Source organism: Martinezella sp. CNPSo 3957 (genome assembly GCF_057784395.1).
Genome location: NZ_JBXSOU010000001.1, coordinates 871,471 through 889,839, shown reverse-complemented (window position 1 = coordinate 889,839; position 18,369 = coordinate 871,471). Strand labels below are relative to the sequence as shown.

The following is an 18,369-nucleotide window of genomic DNA, read 5'->3' as shown; positions in this document are numbered from 1 at the left end:
GCGACGCATGCAATTATTTAGATAGAAACTCTATGTTTTTAGTAGATTAAATCATCTGATTTTGCCCGCCTTCGGAGATTCTTTGTTCGCGACAGGAAGGCTTGGCGGCAAGGGCTTGCCTAAAAGATCGCGCAATCTCGAGGGCAGTCCACGCGGGTCAATGGCTGAGGGGCGATAGACCGGCATCCGAAAAAGTGACCATAAAGCTAACGATCATCACGCGGGCCGTGGAAACCCGATCTGTACATTAGAAAGGCAGATGACGGAAATTTCCCCTGCCGCTCCAGTTTTGGAAAAACGTTTCTCCCGCAAATCGTTTAAATCTACCTATCTTATATTCTATTGGCATTTAGGAATTGCTGGAGAGGATGCTTTCATGACCAAGGGACAGACGACCGGCCTCGGACGCCGGGATATTCTTAAACTGACGGCGGTTGCCGGAACGGCGCTCGCGGCCTCGAGCATTCTGTCGAAGACCGCCGCTGCTGCCGACGACGCATTGTCGTTGAAAGGCAAGCGGATCGCTATCAGCGCGACGGGAACCGACCACTATTTCGACCTGCAGGCCTACAATGCGCAGATTGATGAGGTGAAGCGGCTGGGCGGCACGCCGATTGCCGTTGATGCCGGCCGCAACGACGGCAAGCTTGTCTCGCAGCTTCAGACGCTGATTGCGCAGAAGCCGGACGCCATCGTCCAGATCCTCGGCACGCTGAGCGTCATCGACCCCTGGCTGAAGAAGGCCCGCGACGCCGGCATTCCCGTTTTGACCGTCGATGTCGGTTCGACCAATTCGATTAACAACACCACATCGGACAATTGGGGTATCGGCAAAGACTTGGCGCTGCAGCTCGTCTCCGATATCGGCGGCGAAGGCAATGTCATCGTCTTCAACGGCTTTTATGGCGTAACGCCCTGCGCAATCCGCTATGACCAGCTCGTCAATGTCGTCAAATACTTTCCGAAGGTGAAGATCATTCAACCTGAGCTTCGGGATGTCATTCCCAACACGGTTCAGGACGCCTTCGCGCAGATCACCGCGATCCTCAACAAATATCCGGAGAAGGGCTCGATCAAGGCGATCTGGTCGGCTTGGGACATTCCCCAGCTCGGCGCCACACAGGCTCTCACGGCCGCTGGTCGTACCGAGATCCGCACCTACGGCGTCGACGGCAGCCCGGAAGTCCTGCAGCTCGTCGCCGATCCCAATTCACCGGCGGGCGCAGATGCTGCCCAACAGCCGGCGGAAATCGGTCGCACGGCCATCCGCAACGTCGCCAAGCTGCTTTCGGGGCAGACCTTGCCGCGCGAAACCTATGTCCCTGCCCTTCTGGCAAACAAAAGCAATGTCGCCGACGTGATCAAGAAGCTCGGCATCGGCTGACCCGCAAACCGGCGATGCGGATTCCCCGCATCGCTCTCAAAAGGCGAAGGGCCTATTTCATGACCGCAGCCGATCATGCGACCAAAGCAGACAACGCGTCGCACATCCTGCGCTTCGATGGCATCGTCAAACGCTTCGGCGGCGCGCAGGCGCTGGCCGGAGCGTCGCTTGCCGTCAGGCGCGGCACCGTCCATGGGCTTGTCGGCCAGAACGGAGCGGGCAAATCCACCTTGATCAAGCTCCTGGCAGGTCTGCACACCCCGGATGAGGGACGGATCGAGATCGAGGACCGGGCCTATGACCGCCTGACGCCGCATCTGTGCGAAGAGCTCGGCATTCATTTCATCCACCAGGATCGGCTGCTGGTTCCAACCTTCACTGTCGGAGAATCGCTTTTTCTCGGGCGAGAGACCCGCCTCGGTAAGACGCCTTTCCTCGATCGCGGCGCCATGCAGCGGCGGGCCGCGGAACTCCTTGCCAATTATTTCGGCGTCGATTTGCCGAAGAACGCGCTGATCAGTGAGCTTTCGACGGCGGAACGGCAGATCGTACAGATCACCCGCGCACTGCTACATAAGCCGAAGATTCTCGTCTTCGACGAGCCGACCGCAGCGCTGGTGCGCCAGGAAGCTGAGATCCTGTTCCGCCTCATCCGCCGCCTGCGCAGCGACGGCGTGACCATTATCTACGTCTCGCATTATCTCAATGAAATCGAGGCCTTGTGCGACGATGTTACGGTTCTGCGCAATGGTGTCGATGTTGCTTCTCTGAGGGCAAGCGAAATCTCGGCAGGCAAGATTGCCAAGTTGATGGTCGAACGCGATATCGCCGACATGTTTCCCAAGCGGCAGGTCGAACTAGGGAATGAGATACTCAGAGTCAGGAATCTCTCGGCAACTGGCCGCTTTTACGATGTCAGCCTCTCATTGCGTCGCGGCGAGATCCTCGGCATTACGGGCTTGCTCGGCTCGGGGGCAAAGGATCTGGTCCGCACCCTCTTCGGGTTGCAGGCGGCAACAGGCGGGACGATCGATGTCGATGCGCGTGGCCTGAAGCCGCGCAACCCGGTCGAAGCTGTCGATCATCAGATCGCCTTGGTGCCGGAGGACAGACGCGGCCACGGCGTAGGCCTGGAGCTCAGCGTCCGTGAAAACATCACACTGTCGAGCCTGGGCCGCTATACCCGTTTCGGCTTTCTCAGCAGAAGGCGAGAATGCGCCGACGCCGACGAGCTGATCAAGCGGCTGCAGATCAAGACGGCTGGGCGCGAGGCACTGGTGCGGACACTCTCAGGCGGCAACCAGCAGAAGGTGGCGATTGCCAAATGGCTGAGCCGCCACTCGGAGATCTACCTGCTCGACGAGCCGACCGTCGGCGTCGATATCGGCTCGAAGGTCGAAATCTACACATTGATCGGCGAACTTGCCGCCCGCGGTGCCGGCGTAATCGTGCTGTCTTCGGATCTTCAGGAGCTTGTCGGCATCACCGACAGGATCCTTGTGCTGTTTCGCGGTCGCGTGACGCGCGAACTGATCTCCTCCGAGACGACAACGGACGAAGTTCTGTCGGCATCGACCGGTGCCTTGGAAGGATTGCGCCATGTCGGCTGACGTTCAATTTGCCTCCCTGCCCGAAACTTCGACGACAAAGGCGTCGCCGGCCAGCGGCAAGCTTGCCGCCGCCGCCTTGCGGTTCGGTTCGCTGCTTGCCTTTGCAGCCATTCTGGTGATTTTCGCGGCCACGGCGCCCTATTTTCTGACGGTCGGCAATATCGGCAACGTGCTCGGGCAATCGGCCATTTCGGGTGTTCTTGCCATCGGCCTCACGATCGTCCTGATTGCCGGCGGCTCCAATGTCGTCACCGGCGGTATCGACCTCTCGCTAGCCGCCAATATGGGGCTTAGTGCGGCAGTTTACGCCACCCTCATTCAGCTCGGCTTTAGCGATGTGGTCGCCGCGGCGGCGGCGCTGGCCACCGGGCTGGCGATCGGCATCGTCAATGCGCTGGCGATCGTTTTTGCGGGCATTGTGCCGTTGCTCGCGACGCTTGCCGTGATGAATGTGGTCGCCGGGCTGGAGCTGGTGCTGACGCAGAATACCGTGCTTCCGGCCTCGACTGACCTTCTCACCGCACTTTCATCGTCGGACGGGTTCGGCATTCCGATCCTCGCCTATGTGCTGATCGGCTTTACCATTATCGCCACGGCGATCGTGCAATTCACCCCGCTTGGCCTCAGGCTTTATGCCGTCGGCGAGTTTCCCGAGGCCGCACGCGCCGCCGGCCTGCCGTTGAAGAGCCTGGTTGCGGGGGCGTTCGTGGCGAGCGGGTTCTGCGGTGGAATCGCTGGCATCCTCTCCGTCGCCTATCTCAGCGGCAGCACCACCGGCTCCGGCGAGATGCTGCTTCCCGTCGTCGTCACCGCATTGCTCGGCTCGGTGTTTTCCCGCCGGCTCGTGCCGACCATCGCCGGCACGCTGATCTCGACGCTATTCGTCGGTTTTCTCATCAATGGCTTCCAGTTGCTCAACCTGCCGAGCACGCTGGTCAGCGGCGTTCAAGGTCTTCTGATCCTCATCGTGGTTTCGGCCACCACACTGCTTCGCAAACGGGAGATCTGAACCGTGACCGCTGCCATTGCCCCGACACGGTCATTCGCTGGCCTTGCCCGCTACGGGCTCATCGTCGCCCTTGTCCTCGTCTTCGCGCTGTTTTCGACCGTGGCGCCGACCTTCCTCAGCGTCGGCAATCTGCAGAGCATTCTTGTCAATAACTTCACTCTGCTTGCCATTGTCTCGATCGCCATGACCTTCGCTGTTGCCGCCGGCGGCATCGATCTCTCCGTCGGAACGGCAGTCGACTTCGCAAGCTTTGCGTTCGTCTCCGGCATATTGGCTGGTCTACCGGTACCACTGGCCGCCCTGGCGGGTCTTGGCGCGGGCGCATTGGTCGGTGCCTTCAATGCCATCCTGATCTCGGCAATCGGCGTATCGCCGTTCCTGGCGACGCTTGGAACACTGTTCATCGGCCGCAGCATTCAGCAACTTCTAACGGGTGGCGGCAATCCGGTCTATCTGCCGCCCTCCGGTGTTCCCGCAGCATTCCGCTTTATCGGGCATGGAACGCTTGTTGGCTTTCCGGTGCCGCTTCTGACCGCAGCAGTCATCATCGCGGCGGCAGCACTACTATTTGCCCGTATGCGCTTCGGCCGCGTCGTGCTTGCGATCGGCATTCAGCCGCGCACCGTTCGTTATTCAGGCATCGGTCTCGCAAAGCATGTCGCCGTGACCTTCATCCTTGCCAGCACGATTGCCGCTTTTGCCGGCCTGATCCTGACGGCGACCGTGACGGTCTATATCCCCTCTTCCGGCAACGGCTTTATGCTGAACGCCATTGGGGCCACTTTCATCGGCACGACCTTTTCGCCGCTGGGGCGGCCGAACGTCGCCGGCACGGTGCTTGGCGTTCTGCTCTTGAGCATCGTCGCCAACGGCCTGCTGCTGACGGGCCTGAACTTCTATTGGCAGCAGGTCGGCACCGGCCTTTTGATCTTCGCCGTGCTCGCCTTCAGCTTCGTCAACAAGAAAGCGGTTGGCGCCTGAGCGCCGACCGAACGATACAATCGCAGGAACAGCAAGATGACACGCGAAATCAGGCTTAATGCCTTTGACATGAACTGCGTCGGACACCAGTCACCGGGCCTATGGCGCCATCCCCGCGACAAATCCTGGACCTACAAGGATCTCGATTATTGGGTCCATCTGGCGAAGACGCTGGAGCGCGGCAAATTCGATGGCCTATTCATCGCCGACGTGCTTGGGGTTTATGACGTCCTGAACGGCAACGTCGATGCGGCCTTGCGCCATTCGGCGCAGGTGCCGGTCAACGATCCGCTGCAGCTCATCCCGACCATGGCCTATGAGACGGAACATCTCGGCTTCGGCCTGACGGCTTCGCTCTCTTTCGAGCATCCCTACACCTTCGCGCGGCGCATCTCGACACTCGATCATCTGACAAAAGGGCGCGTCGGCTGGAATATCGTCACCTCCTATTTGAACAGCGGCGCGCTCAACATCGGGCAGTCTGCGCAAACGCAGCATGACGACCGCTATTCCCTGGCCGAGGAATATCTCGAAGTCTGCTACAAGCTGTGGGAGGGTAGCTGGGAAGACGACGCCGTCATTCGCGACCGCGAGAGCGGCATCTTTACGAGACCGGAAAAGGTGCACCCGATCCGCCATTCCGGCAAGCATTTCAGCGTGCCCGGCATTCATCTCAGCGAGCCGTCGCCGCAGCGTACCCCCGTGCTTTACCAGGCGGGCGCCTCCAGCCGCGGCAAGGATTTCGCCGGTGCACATGCCGAATGCATTTTCGTCGCGGCACCTTCGAAGGCAGTCCTGAAGCGCTATGTCGCCAATGTTCGCGAAGCAGCCGAGCGCATCGGGCGCAATCCCCGCGAAATCCTTTCCTTCAATCTACAGACGGTGATCCTGGGCGAGACCGATGCCGAGGCGCAACGCAAGTTCAACGAATACCGTCAATATGTTTCGCTCGAAGGCGCGCAGGCGCTGATCTCCGGCTGGACCGGCATCGATTTCGGCCAATTCTCGCCCGACGAGGTGCTGCGCCATCGCTATACCAATGCAGTGCAATCGGCCGTCGAGACCTTCACCACAATCGATCCCGACAAGGAATGGACGGTGCGCGAAATGGCCGATTGGGTCGGCATTGGCGGCTTCGGCCCGGTCTTTGTCGGCTCGCCACAGACCGTTGCCGACCTGATGCAGGAATGGATTGAGGATACCGACGTCGACGGCTTCAATCTCGCCTACGCCGTCACCCCCGAAAGCTTCGAGGATGCCGTCGATCTTCTCGTGCCGGAACTGCAGAAGCGCGGCGTCTACAAGGCCGAGTACCGCACAGGCACCTTGCGCGAGAAGCTTGGCGGCAGCGGACCCAGGCTTGCAGCCCCGCATCCAGCGACCGGCTATCGCAATCTTGGCCAAGCCAACGCTCTTCCCAGACGCGTCGGATAGGCTTTAGACAAAGGCGCGTGTCTTTGGCTGAGACGGGACGATTCCCGTCTCAACCGCCCCATGTCTGTTCGAGGACTCGAAGCCAGTTTTGATGCGCGATCTTGGCAAGCGCCTGATCGTCAAACCCATGCGCGCGCAAGGCGTCGATCAGCTTCGGCAGGCCACTCGCATCACCGAGCGCTGCCGGAATGGTCGTACCATCGAAATCGGAACCCAGCGCGACATGCTCGATGCCGATGCGCTCGGCAATGTAAGCAACATGGCGAACGAGGACTTCGAGGGGCGTATCGGTGTTCCTGACGCCATCGTCGCGCAGGAACAGCACGCCGAAATTTATACCGACCAAACCGCCGGTATCGCGGATGGCGTCAAGCTGCTTGTCGGTCAGGTTGCGGCTGTGCGGGCTGATGGCATGCGCGTTGGAATGCGAGGCAACCAGCGGCGCATTCGACAATTTGGCGATATCCCAGAATCCCTGCTCGTTCATGTGCGAGAGGTCGATCATGATCCTGAGCTCGTTACAGGCGCGGATCAGATCCTTGCCAGCATCAGTGAGGCCGGGGCCGACATCGGGCGACGAGGGAAACCGGAAAGGCACCCCATAGGCAAAGACATTGGGCCGGCTCCAGACAGGTCCAAGCGTGCGCAAACCGGCCTGATGCAGGATGTATAGGGCATCGAGATCGGCCGCGACCGCCTCCGCGCCCTCAATATGGAAAACGGCGGCGAACTGGCCTTCGGCAATCGACCGCCTGATATCGGCGGCGGAACGGCAAACCTTTACGGCTCCTTGCGACCGGGCCTCGATCGCAAGCAAAAGCCGCGCCATGGCCAGGGTTTCGTTCAGCGCGTCCGGTTGGGCGGGCGTCGCAAAATCAGCATTTCCAGACTTCGGCTGATCCGGCGAAGGGATGAAGATGGCGCAGAGTCCGCCGGCAAGGCCGCCACGACGCGCGCGAGGCAGGTCGATATGTCCGGCAGCTTCGCCGTTCAGGAAAGCATCGCTGGAATTCAAGCCGCCGCGACGCAACCGGAGCAACACGTCGTTATGGCCATCGAATACGGGAATTATCGAGGATTCGGTCATGTCTCATTCCAAACACCGCAGTTGCTATCTGCCTAGGCAAGCTTGGCGAAATGGGCAACTGCAAATTATTCATAGCTCTGCAAAAAACGAATTGGCCGCTCACAAGACATCTGGCTAAAAACTCCTGCGAAAGTAAGACGGGGTGGAAGCCATGTCAGGTCGAGTGCAATAAAAACGGATAGAGTTGCGTTGAGCGTTGCAGAGGGCACGCATTGAGCGATTTGCGCTTTCGCTTCAAGCTCCTGAAATGGAGACGCCGACCCTCTGTCGCGCCGGCCAGCAAACGCATCTGCACAGATCGATGCGAACTGGTGCCATATATTGGGACAAGTGAAACGGGAATATTGATTTGCCAACCCGCGAGACTTGCCTTTTCGAAAAGGCGCAGCAAATGAAACCCGTATTGAGGTGAAAAAACCCGGGATAAGGCCAGGATCGCCGCGTATCGGCTCGCTGAAAAGAGCAATTCATAGCAAGTTTCGGGCTTATCCGATGGAAGCAGGCAGCAGGAACTATCGGTATGGCGGATGGAGAGTTGACAGCAATGCTTATCTTCCGCCCGACGGCATTCGGAGAGACTTGATTGTCTGATTTGCGACGCGAAGACCGATCCCAATCCGCATCAGACGAGGCGCAGGACGAGTCATGGCGTGGCGACAGGAAATCCATGCAGTCCGAACGGCGGCGCTTTCCGCGGCCGGAGAAGGCAGCGACGGAGGGCGCCCTGCCGCCGCCAGCCTTGCAGCCGTTGAAATTTTCGACACGTGGTATGGAGCCAGGCGATCAATTTGCCGCTTGGCAGACCTATGTCGCTCCCTTGGCCGACGTCCGGCTGCCGGATAATGCCTCTCCGGAAGCCGGCTTTCCGGCAGACCATACAGCATGGAATCTGGGCGGCATGCTTGTCGTTCAGCAGGATGCGCCGCCTCACAGTTACATGCGTTCGCAGGCGAAAGTGAAAGCCAATCACGTCGATCACTGGCACATTTCCGTATTGTCCAGCGGTCGGACGTGGACGGAAGTCGATGGCCATGTTCTGGACGGCGAGCCGGGCAAGGTGGAATTGCGTTCGCTAGGACACCCTTTTCGAGGGCGCTCGACCGAGGCGAAGGTTCTCTCGCTCTTTCTGCCGAGGGCGTTGTTGCTCGACGTTCCTGCACCGGTAGAAATCGAGAACAATATTGCCCTCTCCGGCGTCTTCACCAACATGCTGATCGAATTTCTCGATAGCGTCGAACACAATCTCGCGCGTCTTGCAGCCACTGATCTACCCCATGTCGTACAGACGGTGCGCAACATGATCGTGGCTGCCATTTCGACCTCAGCGGCTCAATCGACCGGCACAGAACAGCATAGCGCCCTCGCCCTGACGGAACGGGTGCGGCGGTTCGTCGAAGCCAACCTGATCTCGGGCGATTTGACCGCCGAACGCATATGCCGCGAGCTTGGCGTATCCCGCACCAGGCTCTATCAGATATTTGAACAATACGGCGGCGTGCATCACTATATTCAGCGCCGCCGTCTCCTGTCAGCGCATGCGGCTCTCAGCGATCCCGCCAATCGCGAGCAGATCGTCGACATCGCCTTTGCCGTAGGTTTCTCCTCGGCGGCGCATTTCAGCCGGGCATTCGGCAAGGAATTCGGCTATAGCCCTCGCGAAGCCAGAAACCTTACCATCCCACGCTATGTCGGACAGATCATGTCGCCGACGCCTGCCGGCAACAGCCACTCTTTCGACGAATGGCTGAAAACCCTCGGTTATTATCACTAGATAAGTCCGCATAGCGGACCTCGAGATCTCCTGAAAAACGCAGCCGAAAGGCTCTATTGCGCGGCGTCCTGTCGCGCACTCATCCATGCACAAGCCGAAACACCGCACTTCAGCAATTGCGAAAATGGACGCTGCTGCAAGTTTCCGGATGCATGGCTAACGACACGCGACAGGTAACTCATTAAAAACGAAAGGGAATAGTCGCTCAGACACCAAAGCCCCAATGTTTGGTGAATGTACCCTGCGTCCATCGGGGCAAGCCATAGGGAAAACAGCAATGGTATCTACTCGCCAAACAATAGAAATCAGCAAGCCCCAGCATCCCGTCAATGACTCATACCGCGCAGTCGAGCGCGAAGAGGTCCTCGAACTGGCCTTTCGCGATTTCGTCCAAACGGTGGTCGCCGCCGGCTGGAATGAGCCTGAGGTCGCTTTGACCTTGGCCGATATTGCCGACGACTACGTGATGGCTCTCGCCGGTAGAGTTGCGGAGAAATAGTGTTGCGGCCTCCGTCCGCGCTCCGCAGGGGTGAGCACGAACGGTAGAAGCAACTCTTCAGCATGCCGCCGGCGGCACCGTTCCATAAGAAGCGGGTCATCGGCGGCATGATTTTTTATTCGGCGAAAGGCAGGCGTAGCTCCTTTATGCCAATCGCCATCCATCCAGGATTTGATGAAAGCGCTACGATGAAGATCAGGCAGCATCTTTGGTTTCGCCGGGATATGGAAAGAGCGATAGAATTCTATACGGCGCTTATCCCTGGCTCGGCCGCCGGATGGATCTCGAACATATTGACCGATCAACCGAATGGACCGGCCGGCAGCGTAAAGTTTGCGGGCTTCAAACTCGGAAACCGTTCCTACATGGGATTCGAGGCTGGGCCATTCGCCCACCTGGAGCATAATTCTTCGGTCACCGTCGAGTGCACGACGGAAGACGAGGCGAACCATTTGCGTTATGCGCTGGGGAAGGGTCGCCCGGATGATCGCGGCGGAGTGACAGATCCCTGGGGCATATATTGGCAATTCCAAGTCAAGTCACCAGCTGCCGATATTGGAACATCAGCCAAAGCGCAACCGGAACGTGACGGCGATATCATTGCCGCAAAACCACGAGCCGCCGCAGCCTGACGCCCGAGTGAAGCAAGATCATCGGAAAGATGATCGCCTCAGCGGCACATGCGTCAACTTCAGCCCGTTGAAAGCATGCCCTGCCGCGAAGCAAGCGGAGGCCGATCCAAGCTCGGCTCCGCTCACATGCTGACTTTGAGCGTCAGTCGATAACCGGGCAGCCGCGCCGATTGGCGAAAACCATGCGGTCGGGGCCGCCGTCATTCCAGCCGCGGACGACAATTCGGCGCCCGTTGCTATCAACCGAATCGATGCGGCGAAAGCCTTCCGCGCGCGCAGCGCGCATCAGGTCACGTCTGTCGCAGCCCCGATCGCGGTCCCAACCTCTATCACGGTCCCAGCCTCTGTCGCGATCCCAACCACGATCGCGCGGCGGCCCTCTCCAGTCGCGACCTTGATCGCGCTGCCAGGGCGGCGGCGCATAACCGTCGTCGCCGCCGTAATACTGAGCCGATGCCGCAGAGGTCATCAGCTGCAACGCGACCAATCCGACCACGGCGACACGCGAGATCCGTACCAAACCTTCAAGCATTTTCCTTACCCCCAATTTCCTGTCTTGCGGATGAAAATAGAGATACGCCGATTCGCATGAACTCTGCCTGAACACAGCCAGAACCAGATCGCGCGCCCTGTCACATGGTCGCGCGAGCTTCGGATCGGCGCCGATCCGGCGTTCGGCTGGACAACATCTATTGTGACTTGGAACCTTTGGATGCGAAAGAGGATGATGTGCCATCGCGGCGTGGACGCGAAGCCACTTGCGAAAGCCGCGCATCCCTATGCCAGTCGGTGATTGCCGAATGAACGGATTGGGAAAGAAGCATCGCCCCTGCCAGGCAATAGAGCAACACAATGATGGCCGTTTCGACGATCAGCGGCAGAAAGGCAAAACGAGCGCTGGGGTTATCATCCTCTTCGGGGAGCAGATCCGGCAACCCAAGCATCATTGCCGTCAGCGGCGAAGCCAGGATCGCGAGGAAAGCGGCGCTATGAATCCACAGGCGCAAACGAGGCAATTTTCCCGCCATCCAAAAGGCTAGAAGCGGAGCGCCAATATTGCATAATAAGCCAAGCGAAACGGCGAACTCTATCGGCAGGATCGAATCGTCATGCATGAATTGCCAACCCTTCAATGCTGCACAGATTAGTGCCGCGCATCCGAAATGACAACTTTCTCTTGCGCTGCTCCTGCCCCTGCATTCTCCAAAAGACGATGCCGTCTTGACCTAAACCTTAACCGTCAATTCCCACGATCGTCGGCTTGAACACAATTGTTTTCCGCATCGGTTCCCGACCTATCCCAACTGCTTGACGCACCAATTGGGCCGCAGCCTCACCGATAGCGCGCCGGGGCGAGCGCGAGGTTGCGATCGGCGCGGGCAAGGAATTGACCAGATCCAGCCCGTTGAAGCCGGCAATCAGCATTTTATCAGGAACCGCAACCCCCAGTTCCATGCAGGCAAACAAGCCGCCGCTCGCCATATCGTCATTGGAATAATAGATGCAATCGAGGTCTGGCACCGCCGCAAGCAACGATGTCGTGAGCTGCTTTCCGAGCGCGATCGAAGAAAAGACGTCATCGGTCCGCTGCCCGGCAAACCCAAGGCCATGCGCATGCAGGACGCGCTCGAAGCCGGCCTTTCGCTTGCCCGCGCGCAGATCTCGAGCCAGGGCACTGCCGACATAACCGAACCGTCTTCGCCCGGCCGCAATCAACGCTTCGGCCATATCCTCTCCCGCAGCACCATGAGACAATCCGACATTGAAATCGATCGGCGTGCCGTCGAGATCCATGAGCTGGATGACCGGAATATTGGCGTGGCGGAGCAACTCCACCGTCTCCTCCGGTTGATCGAGCCCGGTGACGATGATGGCGCAGGGCTGCCAGGAGAGCATGTCGCGGATGATCTCGCGCTCTTTTGCCATGTCGTAGTCGGATATGCCGAACACGGCTTGCATGCCGGAACCATCGAGCCCGGCGGAAATACCGGCAAGTACTTCTGGAAAGACGATGTTCGACATGCTGGGAACGACGACAGCGACCAGGTTTGTGCGTTGCGAGGACAAGGAAAGCGCCAGCCTGTTGCCGACGTAATTCATCCGCGTTGCCGCTTCGATCACCCTGTCACGCGTTTCGCTGGAGACGTCGGCTACGCCACGCAAGGCGCGCGATGCCGTCATCTTGCTGACGCCCGCCTCGATCGCGACTTCCTCCAGAGTGGGTTTGCGCATCCCCAAGCAACCCTCGATGACCCATGGCGGCTGGCACAATGCCGCTCTTCTTCATAGAATGTTTCCGCGAAAAGGCAAACATCAGCCTATTGACAATTCCTGGGAAAATAAAGCTATGTTACCGATACCGGTATCGGTAACATAGCTAAAAATAGCAGAGGTAGCACTGTGCAGAACACGGAGAAGGCAGCCATTATCGGCCTGGGGTCCATGGGCTGGGGCGCAGCTCTCTCTCTTCTGAAAGCGGGCTTTGCCGTGCGCGGCTGCGATGTTCGCAGTGAGGTTCTCGCCCGTTTTGCTGAGAACGGCGGTACGCGCTGCACGACGCCGGCGTCAGCGGCGGAAGATGCCGACGTGATCCTCGTCTATGTCGTCAACAGCAAGCAGGTCGAAGACGTGTTTTTCGGCCAGGACGGCGCCCTGCAAACCGCACGGCCCTCGACCGTATTCCTGCTCTGCACTACCATGGCCCCGAGCGCCACGATCGCCATTGCCGAAAGACTGGAGGCAGCTGGCATGCTCGTCATCGACGCTCCCGTCTCCGGCGGCCATGTCCGTGCGCTTTCGGGTGAGATTACCGTCATGGCATCCGGCATGCCCGAGGCTTTCGATAAGGCATCCGCAGTGCTCGACGCCATCTCCGCCAAGGTATTCCGTCTCGGGGATCGCCCCGGCGCCGGTTCCCAAGTCAAGATGATCAACCAGTTGCTTGCCGGCGTGCATATTGCCGCAACGGCCGAGGCGATGACGCTCGCCGCCAAGGCGGGCATCGATCTGAAGACGCTCTATGACGTGATCTGTGTGTCCGCCGGCTCCTCCTGGATGTTCGAAAACCGCGGCGAACACATCGTATCGGGCGATTATACGCCGCGCTCGGCAGTCAACATCTTCGTCAAGGATCTCGGCATCGTCACATCGGAGGCCGGCAAAGCCGGTGCCGTCACTCCGCTCGCCGCCGCCGCGCTCAACCTCTTCGTCGAAGCATCGGAGGCGGGCCTGGGCCTGGAGGATGACGCAGCCGTTGCAAAAATCCTGGCGGCTAAAAGCGGTGCGAGCCTGCCGGGCGTAAAGGGCTAGGCCATGACACTCCTACTTGGCTGCATCGCGGATGACTTTACAGGAGCGACCGATCTTGCCGCGCTGCTGGCGCGCAGCGGACTGCCCGTTTCACTGCGGATCGGCATTCCGCAAGACAGACGCCACCCGAACGAGACGGCCGCCTTCGAAGTCATCGCCCTCAAATGCCGGACATCGCCCGTCGATACCGCCGTTAATCAGGCACATCAGGCGCTGGCATGGCTGGAGGAAGCCGGTGCTAGCCGCTTCTTCTGGAAATATTGCTCGACATTCGACAGCACGGCCGAAGGCAATATCGGTCCGGTCGCGGATATGCTGATGGCGGAGACCGGCGCGACCCAGACGATCTATTGCCCAGCCTTTCCGGAAAATGGGCGCAGCATCTTCATGGGTCATCTTTTCGTCGGCGAGCAGCTTTTGTCGGAGAGTCCGATGAAGGACCATCCGCTGACGCCGATGCGCGATTCAAACCTTGTACGGCTTCTGACGCCGCAGGTGAATGGCGCTGTCGGCCTTGCCAACCATAATATCGTCTCGAAGGGTGCGGAATCGCTGAGAGCAAAGTTGGCGCAACTCGGCAACGACGGCATTCGGCATGTAATCGTCGATGCTGTATCCGACGACGATCTTCGAACGATCGCAGCAGCATCTTTCGACATGCCGCTGGTGACGGGCGGCAGCGCGATCGCCGGCCAGCTTCCGCAATTTTACATGGAGCAAGGTCTCGTCAGCCTTTCCGAACATCGACAGGCACTGCCAAACATCACCGGCGGTTCGATCGTCCTATCCGGCAGCTGCTCCGCCATGACGCGGAAGCAGGTTGCCAATTACGCCGGCAAGGTCGCCAGCCTGCGGCTCGATCCGACCGCGCTTGCAGAGGAAGGCCCCGGTACCGCGCTGGAATGGCTGCGCCAACAATCCTCCGACGCGCCGAAGCTCATCTACGCCACCGCCGAGCCTAATGAAGTGCGGCAGGCGCAAGAGCGTTTGGGGCGGGACAAGGCAGGCCAGGTGGTCGAGGACGCTCTTTCCGAGATCGCCCGCACGGCCTTCGATTGCGGCACGCGCCGCTTCGTCGTTGCAGGCGGAGAGACGTCCGGCGCAATCACGCAGGCGCTCGCCGCGGCGCATCTGACTATCGGGCCGGAAATCGCGCCCGGCGTGCCTTGGACTTTCACGACCCTTGGGGGTGAAACAGTCGCTCTAGCTCTAAAATCTGGCAATTTCGGCGAAGAAACCTTCTTTACGGACGCTTTCGACCGATTGGAGACGGCATGAGCGAAGAAGCGAACTTGCGCGAACAGATATGCATGATGGCCAAGTCGCTCTACGACCGCGGGCTGACCGCCGGCTCTTCGGGCAATATTTCGGCACGCCTCAGCGACGGCAGACTTTTGGTGACGCCGACGGGCAGCTCCTTCGGACGCCTCGATCCGGCACGCCTCTCGCTATTCGACGACAAAGGGCGTCTGATCGGCGGCGACAAGCCGACCAAGGAAATGCCGCTGCATGCCGCCTTCTATGAGACACGGCCGAAGAAGACGGGCGCCGTCGTTCATCTCCATTCGAGCCATTCGGTGGCCCTCTCGATCCTGCCCGGCGTCGATGCCGACAACATGCTGCCGCCGTTGACGGCCTATTCGATCATGAAGCTCGGCAAAGTAAAACTCCTGCCCTATTTCATGCCGGGCGACCCAGCGATGGGCGATGCCATTCGCGGCCTTGCCGGCAAGCGCAGCGCCGTCATGCTGGCGGCACATGGACCTGTTGTTTCTGCGAAAGATCTGGAAGCGGCTGTCTATGCGATAGAGGAACTGGAGGAGACGGCAAAGCTTGCCATGTTGACACGCGGAGCCAATCCTTCGCTGTTGACGGAAGCGCAGATCGCCGATCTCATCCGCACCTATGATGTGGAATGGGACTGAACATGACGCGCTTTTCGGCCAATCTGGGTTTCCTGTGGCAGGAGCTTTCCCTTCCCGACGCCATCCGCGCCGCCAAGCGCGCCGGCTTCGATGCGGTGGAATGCCATTACCCCTATGACACGCCCGCTGAAGCCGTGCGTCAGGCATTGGAGGAGACTGGTCTTTCCATGCTCGGCCTCAACACCGCCCGCGGCAATATCGCGGCTGGCGACAATGGACTTGCCGCCATTCCGGGCCGCGAGGATGAAGCCCGTCGTCTCATCGATCAGGCCATCGATTATGCAGCCGCCATCGGCGCGCGAAACGTGCATGTGATGGCGGGCAAGTCCGCCGGCGACGTGGCACGGGGCACTTTCATCGCCAATCTGCGTTATGCCTGCGAACGCGCCGGCAAGACTGGGACGACGATCCTGATCGAGCCGCTCAACTATCGCGATGCGCCAGGCTACTTCCTCCAGACTGCTGATCAGGCACTCGACATCATTGCCGCGGTCGATGCCGCCAACCTCAAGCTGATGTTCGACTGCTATCACCTCCAGATCATGCAGGGCGACCTGACGCACAGGCTGCAGGATCATATGGCGGCAATCGGCCACATCCAAATCGCCGCCGTTCCGGATCGGCGGGAACCGGATCACGGGGAGATCGACTACCGTCATATTCTGCAGTTCCTGGAGAAGCTTGGCTATGACAGCCCGATTGGCGCGGAATATCGGCCGGCAACCACAACAGAGGCCGGGCTCGCCTGGCTGCAAGCATACAAATGAAAGGGTGATTGGCATCCTCGATGCCGGATAGCCATCAAAGACATTCGCTCGGGATCGGTCCCGAAGAGTAATATCAGCTTGGAGTGGTTCAGCTTTTCATTGAATCCTTGAGCCGCTCCGTCTGTTTGTTTTCTCGCAATTCCGGACGGAAAAGCTCTACGCACTTTTCCTGGAATTGCTCTATTGGGAGGAAAATCCAATATGCATGTTTTGATCCTGGGGGCTGCGGGCATGGTCGGCCGCAAGCTCGTCAACCGCATCGCCGACGAGCCGAAGATTCTCGGCAAGGCTATTGATCGTTTGACGCTGGTCGATGCCTTCCAGCCGCCGGTGCCGGAAGCGCTTCAATCCATATCAAAAGCCCTGACGATCGATCTTGCGAGCCCTGGTGTTGCGGAAAAGCTCATCGAAGATCGACCGGACATGATCTTCCATCTCGCCGCCATCGTCTCCGGCGAAGCCGAGGCCGATTTCGACAAAGGATACGCCGTCAATCTCGATGGCTCGCGGGCACTCTTCGAAGCCATTCGCCAGCAAGGCCTGAAATCGGCCTATACCCCGCGCGTCATCTTCGCCTCTTCCATCGCCGTGTTCGGCACCCCCTTCCCCGATGTCATCGGTGACGAATTCCTGACTGCGCCGCTGACGAGCTACGGCACGCAGAAGGCAATCACGGAACTCCTGCTTGCTGATTATTCGCGCCGAGGCATTTTCGATGGCATAGGCATCCGACTGCCAACCATCTGCGTGCGTCCCGGCACTCCCAACAAGGCAGCCTCCGGCTTCTTTTCCAACATCTTGCGTGAACCGCTGGTCGGCAAGGAGGCTGTCCTGCCCGTCAGCGATACGGTGCGGCACTGGTTTGCAAGTCCCCGCTCTGCCGTCGGCTTCTTCGTGCACGCCGCAACGCTCGATACGGTGAAGGTCGGGCCGCGTCGCAATCTCACCATGCCGGGACTTTCGGCGCTTGTTTCTGATGAGATCGATGCGCTCCGGCGTGTCGGCGGCGACAAGGCGGTTGCGCTCATCCGCCGCGAGCCGGATCCGGTGATCGAGCGCATCGTTTCCGGTTGGGCGACACAGTTCGACGCCAAGCGTGCGACCGATCTCGGCTTCAAGGCGGAACAGAGCTTCGACGAGATCCTGCAGGCGCATATCGAAGACGAACTGGGCGGGAGGGTCGCATGACGCAGGCATCATCGGATGTAAAAAATGCGATCGCATTGGTGACCGGCGGCGGTACAGGCATCGGCCGCGCCATCGCCAAGGCGCTCGGCTCGGCAGGCTTCAAGGTCGTCATCTCAGGACGCAGGGCTGACGTTCTCGAAAAAGCTGCCCGTGAGCTTTCGGAGGAGACCGGAGCGGAATTTCTTGCGGTTGCCGCCAATGTCAGTGACCCCGTATCGGTTCGCAGCCTTTTCGATGCGATCTCCAGTCACTATGGCCGCCTCGATCTTCTGGTCAACAATGCGGGCATGGGCCTGCCGGCCGTGCCGATGGAGGAGCTGAGCTTCGAGCAATGGAATGCGATTGTCGGTGCGAACCTGACGGGAGCGTTCCTGTGCACGCAGCAGGCCTTCCGCCTTATGAAAGGCCAGGTGCCGCAAGGCGGCCGCATCATCAACAACGGCTCGATCTCCGCAACGACGCCGCGGCCCCATTCCGCACCCTATACGGCCACGAAACACGCCATCACAGGCCTGACGAAATCGACAGCCCTTGATGGGCGTCCCTTCGATATCGCCTGTGGCCAGATCGATATCGGCAATGCCGCCACCGACATGACGGCGAGGATGAGCGCGGGCGTGCTGCAGGCGAATGGCGAGACCGCAACGGAGCCGACGATCTCGGCAGAGCATGTCGCCCGCGCCGTCGTCTATATGGCAACCCTGCCGCTCGACGCCAACGTTCTTTCCATGACCGTCATGGCAACGAAGATGCCGCTCGTCGGTAGAGGATAA

18 protein-coding genes are annotated in these 18,369 nt (G+C 59.6%); 14 read left to right on the top strand and 4 right to left on the bottom strand.

The annotated features are described in order from the left end of the window. Positions 1-376 precede the first annotated feature (376 nt). The 5 genes from AC13QE_RS04180 to AC13QE_RS04160 are packed head-to-tail and all read left to right on the top strand — an operon-like array spanning position 377 to position 6,418. The gene (locus tag AC13QE_RS04180) at positions 377-1,384 is read left to right on the top strand and encodes a sugar ABC transporter substrate-binding protein (RefSeq protein ID WP_132718176.1); all 1,008 of its coding nucleotides are present in this window, start codon (positions 377-379) and stop codon (positions 1,382-1,384) included. Positions 1,385-1,443: 59 nt separating this feature from the next. Further along, positions 1,444-2,994, top strand: coding sequence for a sugar ABC transporter ATP-binding protein (locus tag AC13QE_RS04175; RefSeq protein WP_488482701.1), 1,551 nt, complete (start codon positions 1,444-1,446; stop codon positions 2,992-2,994). After that, positions 2,984-4,003 carry an ABC transporter permease gene (locus AC13QE_RS04170; protein ID WP_488482700.1) on the top strand — a complete coding sequence of 340 codons (1,020 nt, stop codon included), beginning with the start codon at positions 2,984-2,986 and terminating at the stop codon, positions 4,001-4,003. The genes AC13QE_RS04175 and AC13QE_RS04170 overlap by 11 nt, the downstream gene beginning before the upstream one ends. Positions 4,004-4,006: 3 nt before the next feature. After that, positions 4,007-4,984 (top strand): ABC transporter permease, encoded by a 978-nt coding sequence (locus AC13QE_RS04165; protein ID WP_488482699.1) that lies wholly within the window; start codon positions 4,007-4,009, stop codon positions 4,982-4,984. Positions 4,985-5,020: 36 nt separating this feature from the next. Next, the gene (locus AC13QE_RS04160; protein ID WP_488482698.1) at positions 5,021-6,418 is read left to right on the top strand and encodes an LLM class flavin-dependent oxidoreductase; all 1,398 of its coding nucleotides are present in this window, start codon (positions 5,021-5,023) and stop codon (positions 6,416-6,418) included. 49 nt (positions 6,419-6,467) lie between these two features. Here the strand turns inward: AC13QE_RS04160 and AC13QE_RS04155 are convergent, their stop codons facing one another. Beyond that, complete coding sequence (locus AC13QE_RS04155) at positions 6,468-7,505, bottom strand: dipeptidase (RefSeq protein ID WP_488482697.1); 1,038 nt, start codon at positions 7,503-7,505, stop codon at positions 6,468-6,470. Between the two features lie 667 nt (positions 7,506-8,172). Here AC13QE_RS04155 and AC13QE_RS04150 point away from each other — a divergent pair. From AC13QE_RS04150 to AC13QE_RS04140, 3 genes are all read left to right on the top strand, one after another. Beyond that, positions 8,173-9,276: a helix-turn-helix domain-containing protein gene (locus AC13QE_RS04150; RefSeq protein ID WP_132718666.1), complete on the top strand. Its 1,104-nt coding sequence runs from the start codon at positions 8,173-8,175 to the stop codon at positions 9,274-9,276. 277 nt (positions 9,277-9,553) lie between these two features. Beyond that, the gene (locus tag AC13QE_RS04145; RefSeq protein ID WP_112422300.1) at positions 9,554-9,775 is read left to right on the top strand and encodes a hypothetical protein; all 222 of its coding nucleotides are present in this window, start codon (positions 9,554-9,556) and stop codon (positions 9,773-9,775) included. Between the two features lie 188 nt (positions 9,776-9,963). Further along, on the top strand, positions 9,964-10,407 hold the full coding sequence (locus tag AC13QE_RS04140; protein ID WP_488482696.1) for a VOC family protein: 444 nt from the start codon (positions 9,964-9,966) through the stop codon (positions 10,405-10,407). A gap of 142 nt (positions 10,408-10,549) precedes the next feature. Here the strand turns inward: AC13QE_RS04140 and AC13QE_RS04135 are convergent, their stop codons facing one another. From AC13QE_RS04135 to AC13QE_RS04125, 3 genes are all read right to left on the bottom strand, one after another. Beyond that, positions 10,550-10,939: a hypothetical protein gene (locus tag AC13QE_RS04135; RefSeq protein WP_488482695.1), complete on the bottom strand. Its 390-nt coding sequence runs from the start codon at positions 10,937-10,939 to the stop codon at positions 10,550-10,552. A 157-nt stretch (positions 10,940-11,096) separates the two neighbouring features. Beyond that, positions 11,097-11,522 carry a hypothetical protein gene (locus AC13QE_RS04130; RefSeq protein WP_488482694.1) on the bottom strand — a complete coding sequence of 142 codons (426 nt, stop codon included), beginning with the start codon at positions 11,520-11,522 and terminating at the stop codon, positions 11,097-11,099. 118 nt (positions 11,523-11,640) lie between these two features. Beyond that, positions 11,641-12,639, bottom strand: a complete 999-nt coding sequence (locus tag AC13QE_RS04125) for a LacI family DNA-binding transcriptional regulator (RefSeq protein ID WP_488482693.1) — start codon at positions 12,637-12,639, stop codon at positions 11,641-11,643. 168 nt (positions 12,640-12,807) lie between these two features. Here AC13QE_RS04125 and ltnD point away from each other — a divergent pair, with 168 nt between their 5' ends. The 6 genes from ltnD to AC13QE_RS04095 all read left to right on the top strand — a co-directional run bounded on the left by ltnD (position 12,808) and on the right by AC13QE_RS04095 (position 18,369). Beyond that, positions 12,808-13,716 (top strand): L-threonate dehydrogenase, encoded by a 909-nt coding sequence (gene ltnD, locus AC13QE_RS04120; protein WP_488482692.1) that lies wholly within the window; start codon positions 12,808-12,810, stop codon positions 13,714-13,716. A gap of 3 nt (positions 13,717-13,719) precedes the next feature. Beyond that, positions 13,720-14,994, top strand: coding sequence for a 3-oxo-tetronate kinase (gene otnK, locus AC13QE_RS04115; RefSeq protein WP_488482691.1), 1,275 nt, complete (start codon positions 13,720-13,722; stop codon positions 14,992-14,994). Further along, entirely contained in the window at positions 14,991-15,641 is a 651-nt protein-coding gene (gene otnC / locus AC13QE_RS04110) for a 3-oxo-tetronate 4-phosphate decarboxylase (RefSeq protein ID WP_015342868.1), read from the top strand. Before otnK ends, otnC begins: the two co-directional genes overlap by 4 nt. Positions 15,642-15,643: 2 nt before the next feature. Further along, positions 15,644-16,408 carry a hydroxypyruvate isomerase family protein gene (locus tag AC13QE_RS04105; RefSeq protein WP_488482690.1) on the top strand — a complete coding sequence of 255 codons (765 nt, stop codon included), beginning with the start codon at positions 15,644-15,646 and terminating at the stop codon, positions 16,406-16,408. 201 nt (positions 16,409-16,609) lie between these two features. Then, positions 16,610-17,596 carry a D-erythronate dehydrogenase gene (gene denD, locus AC13QE_RS04100; RefSeq protein WP_488482689.1) on the top strand — a complete coding sequence of 329 codons (987 nt, stop codon included), beginning with the start codon at positions 16,610-16,612 and terminating at the stop codon, positions 17,594-17,596. Then, positions 17,593-18,369: an SDR family oxidoreductase gene (locus AC13QE_RS04095; protein WP_488482688.1), complete on the top strand. Its 777-nt coding sequence runs from the start codon at positions 17,593-17,595 to the stop codon at positions 18,367-18,369. Before denD ends, AC13QE_RS04095 begins: the two co-directional genes overlap by 4 nt.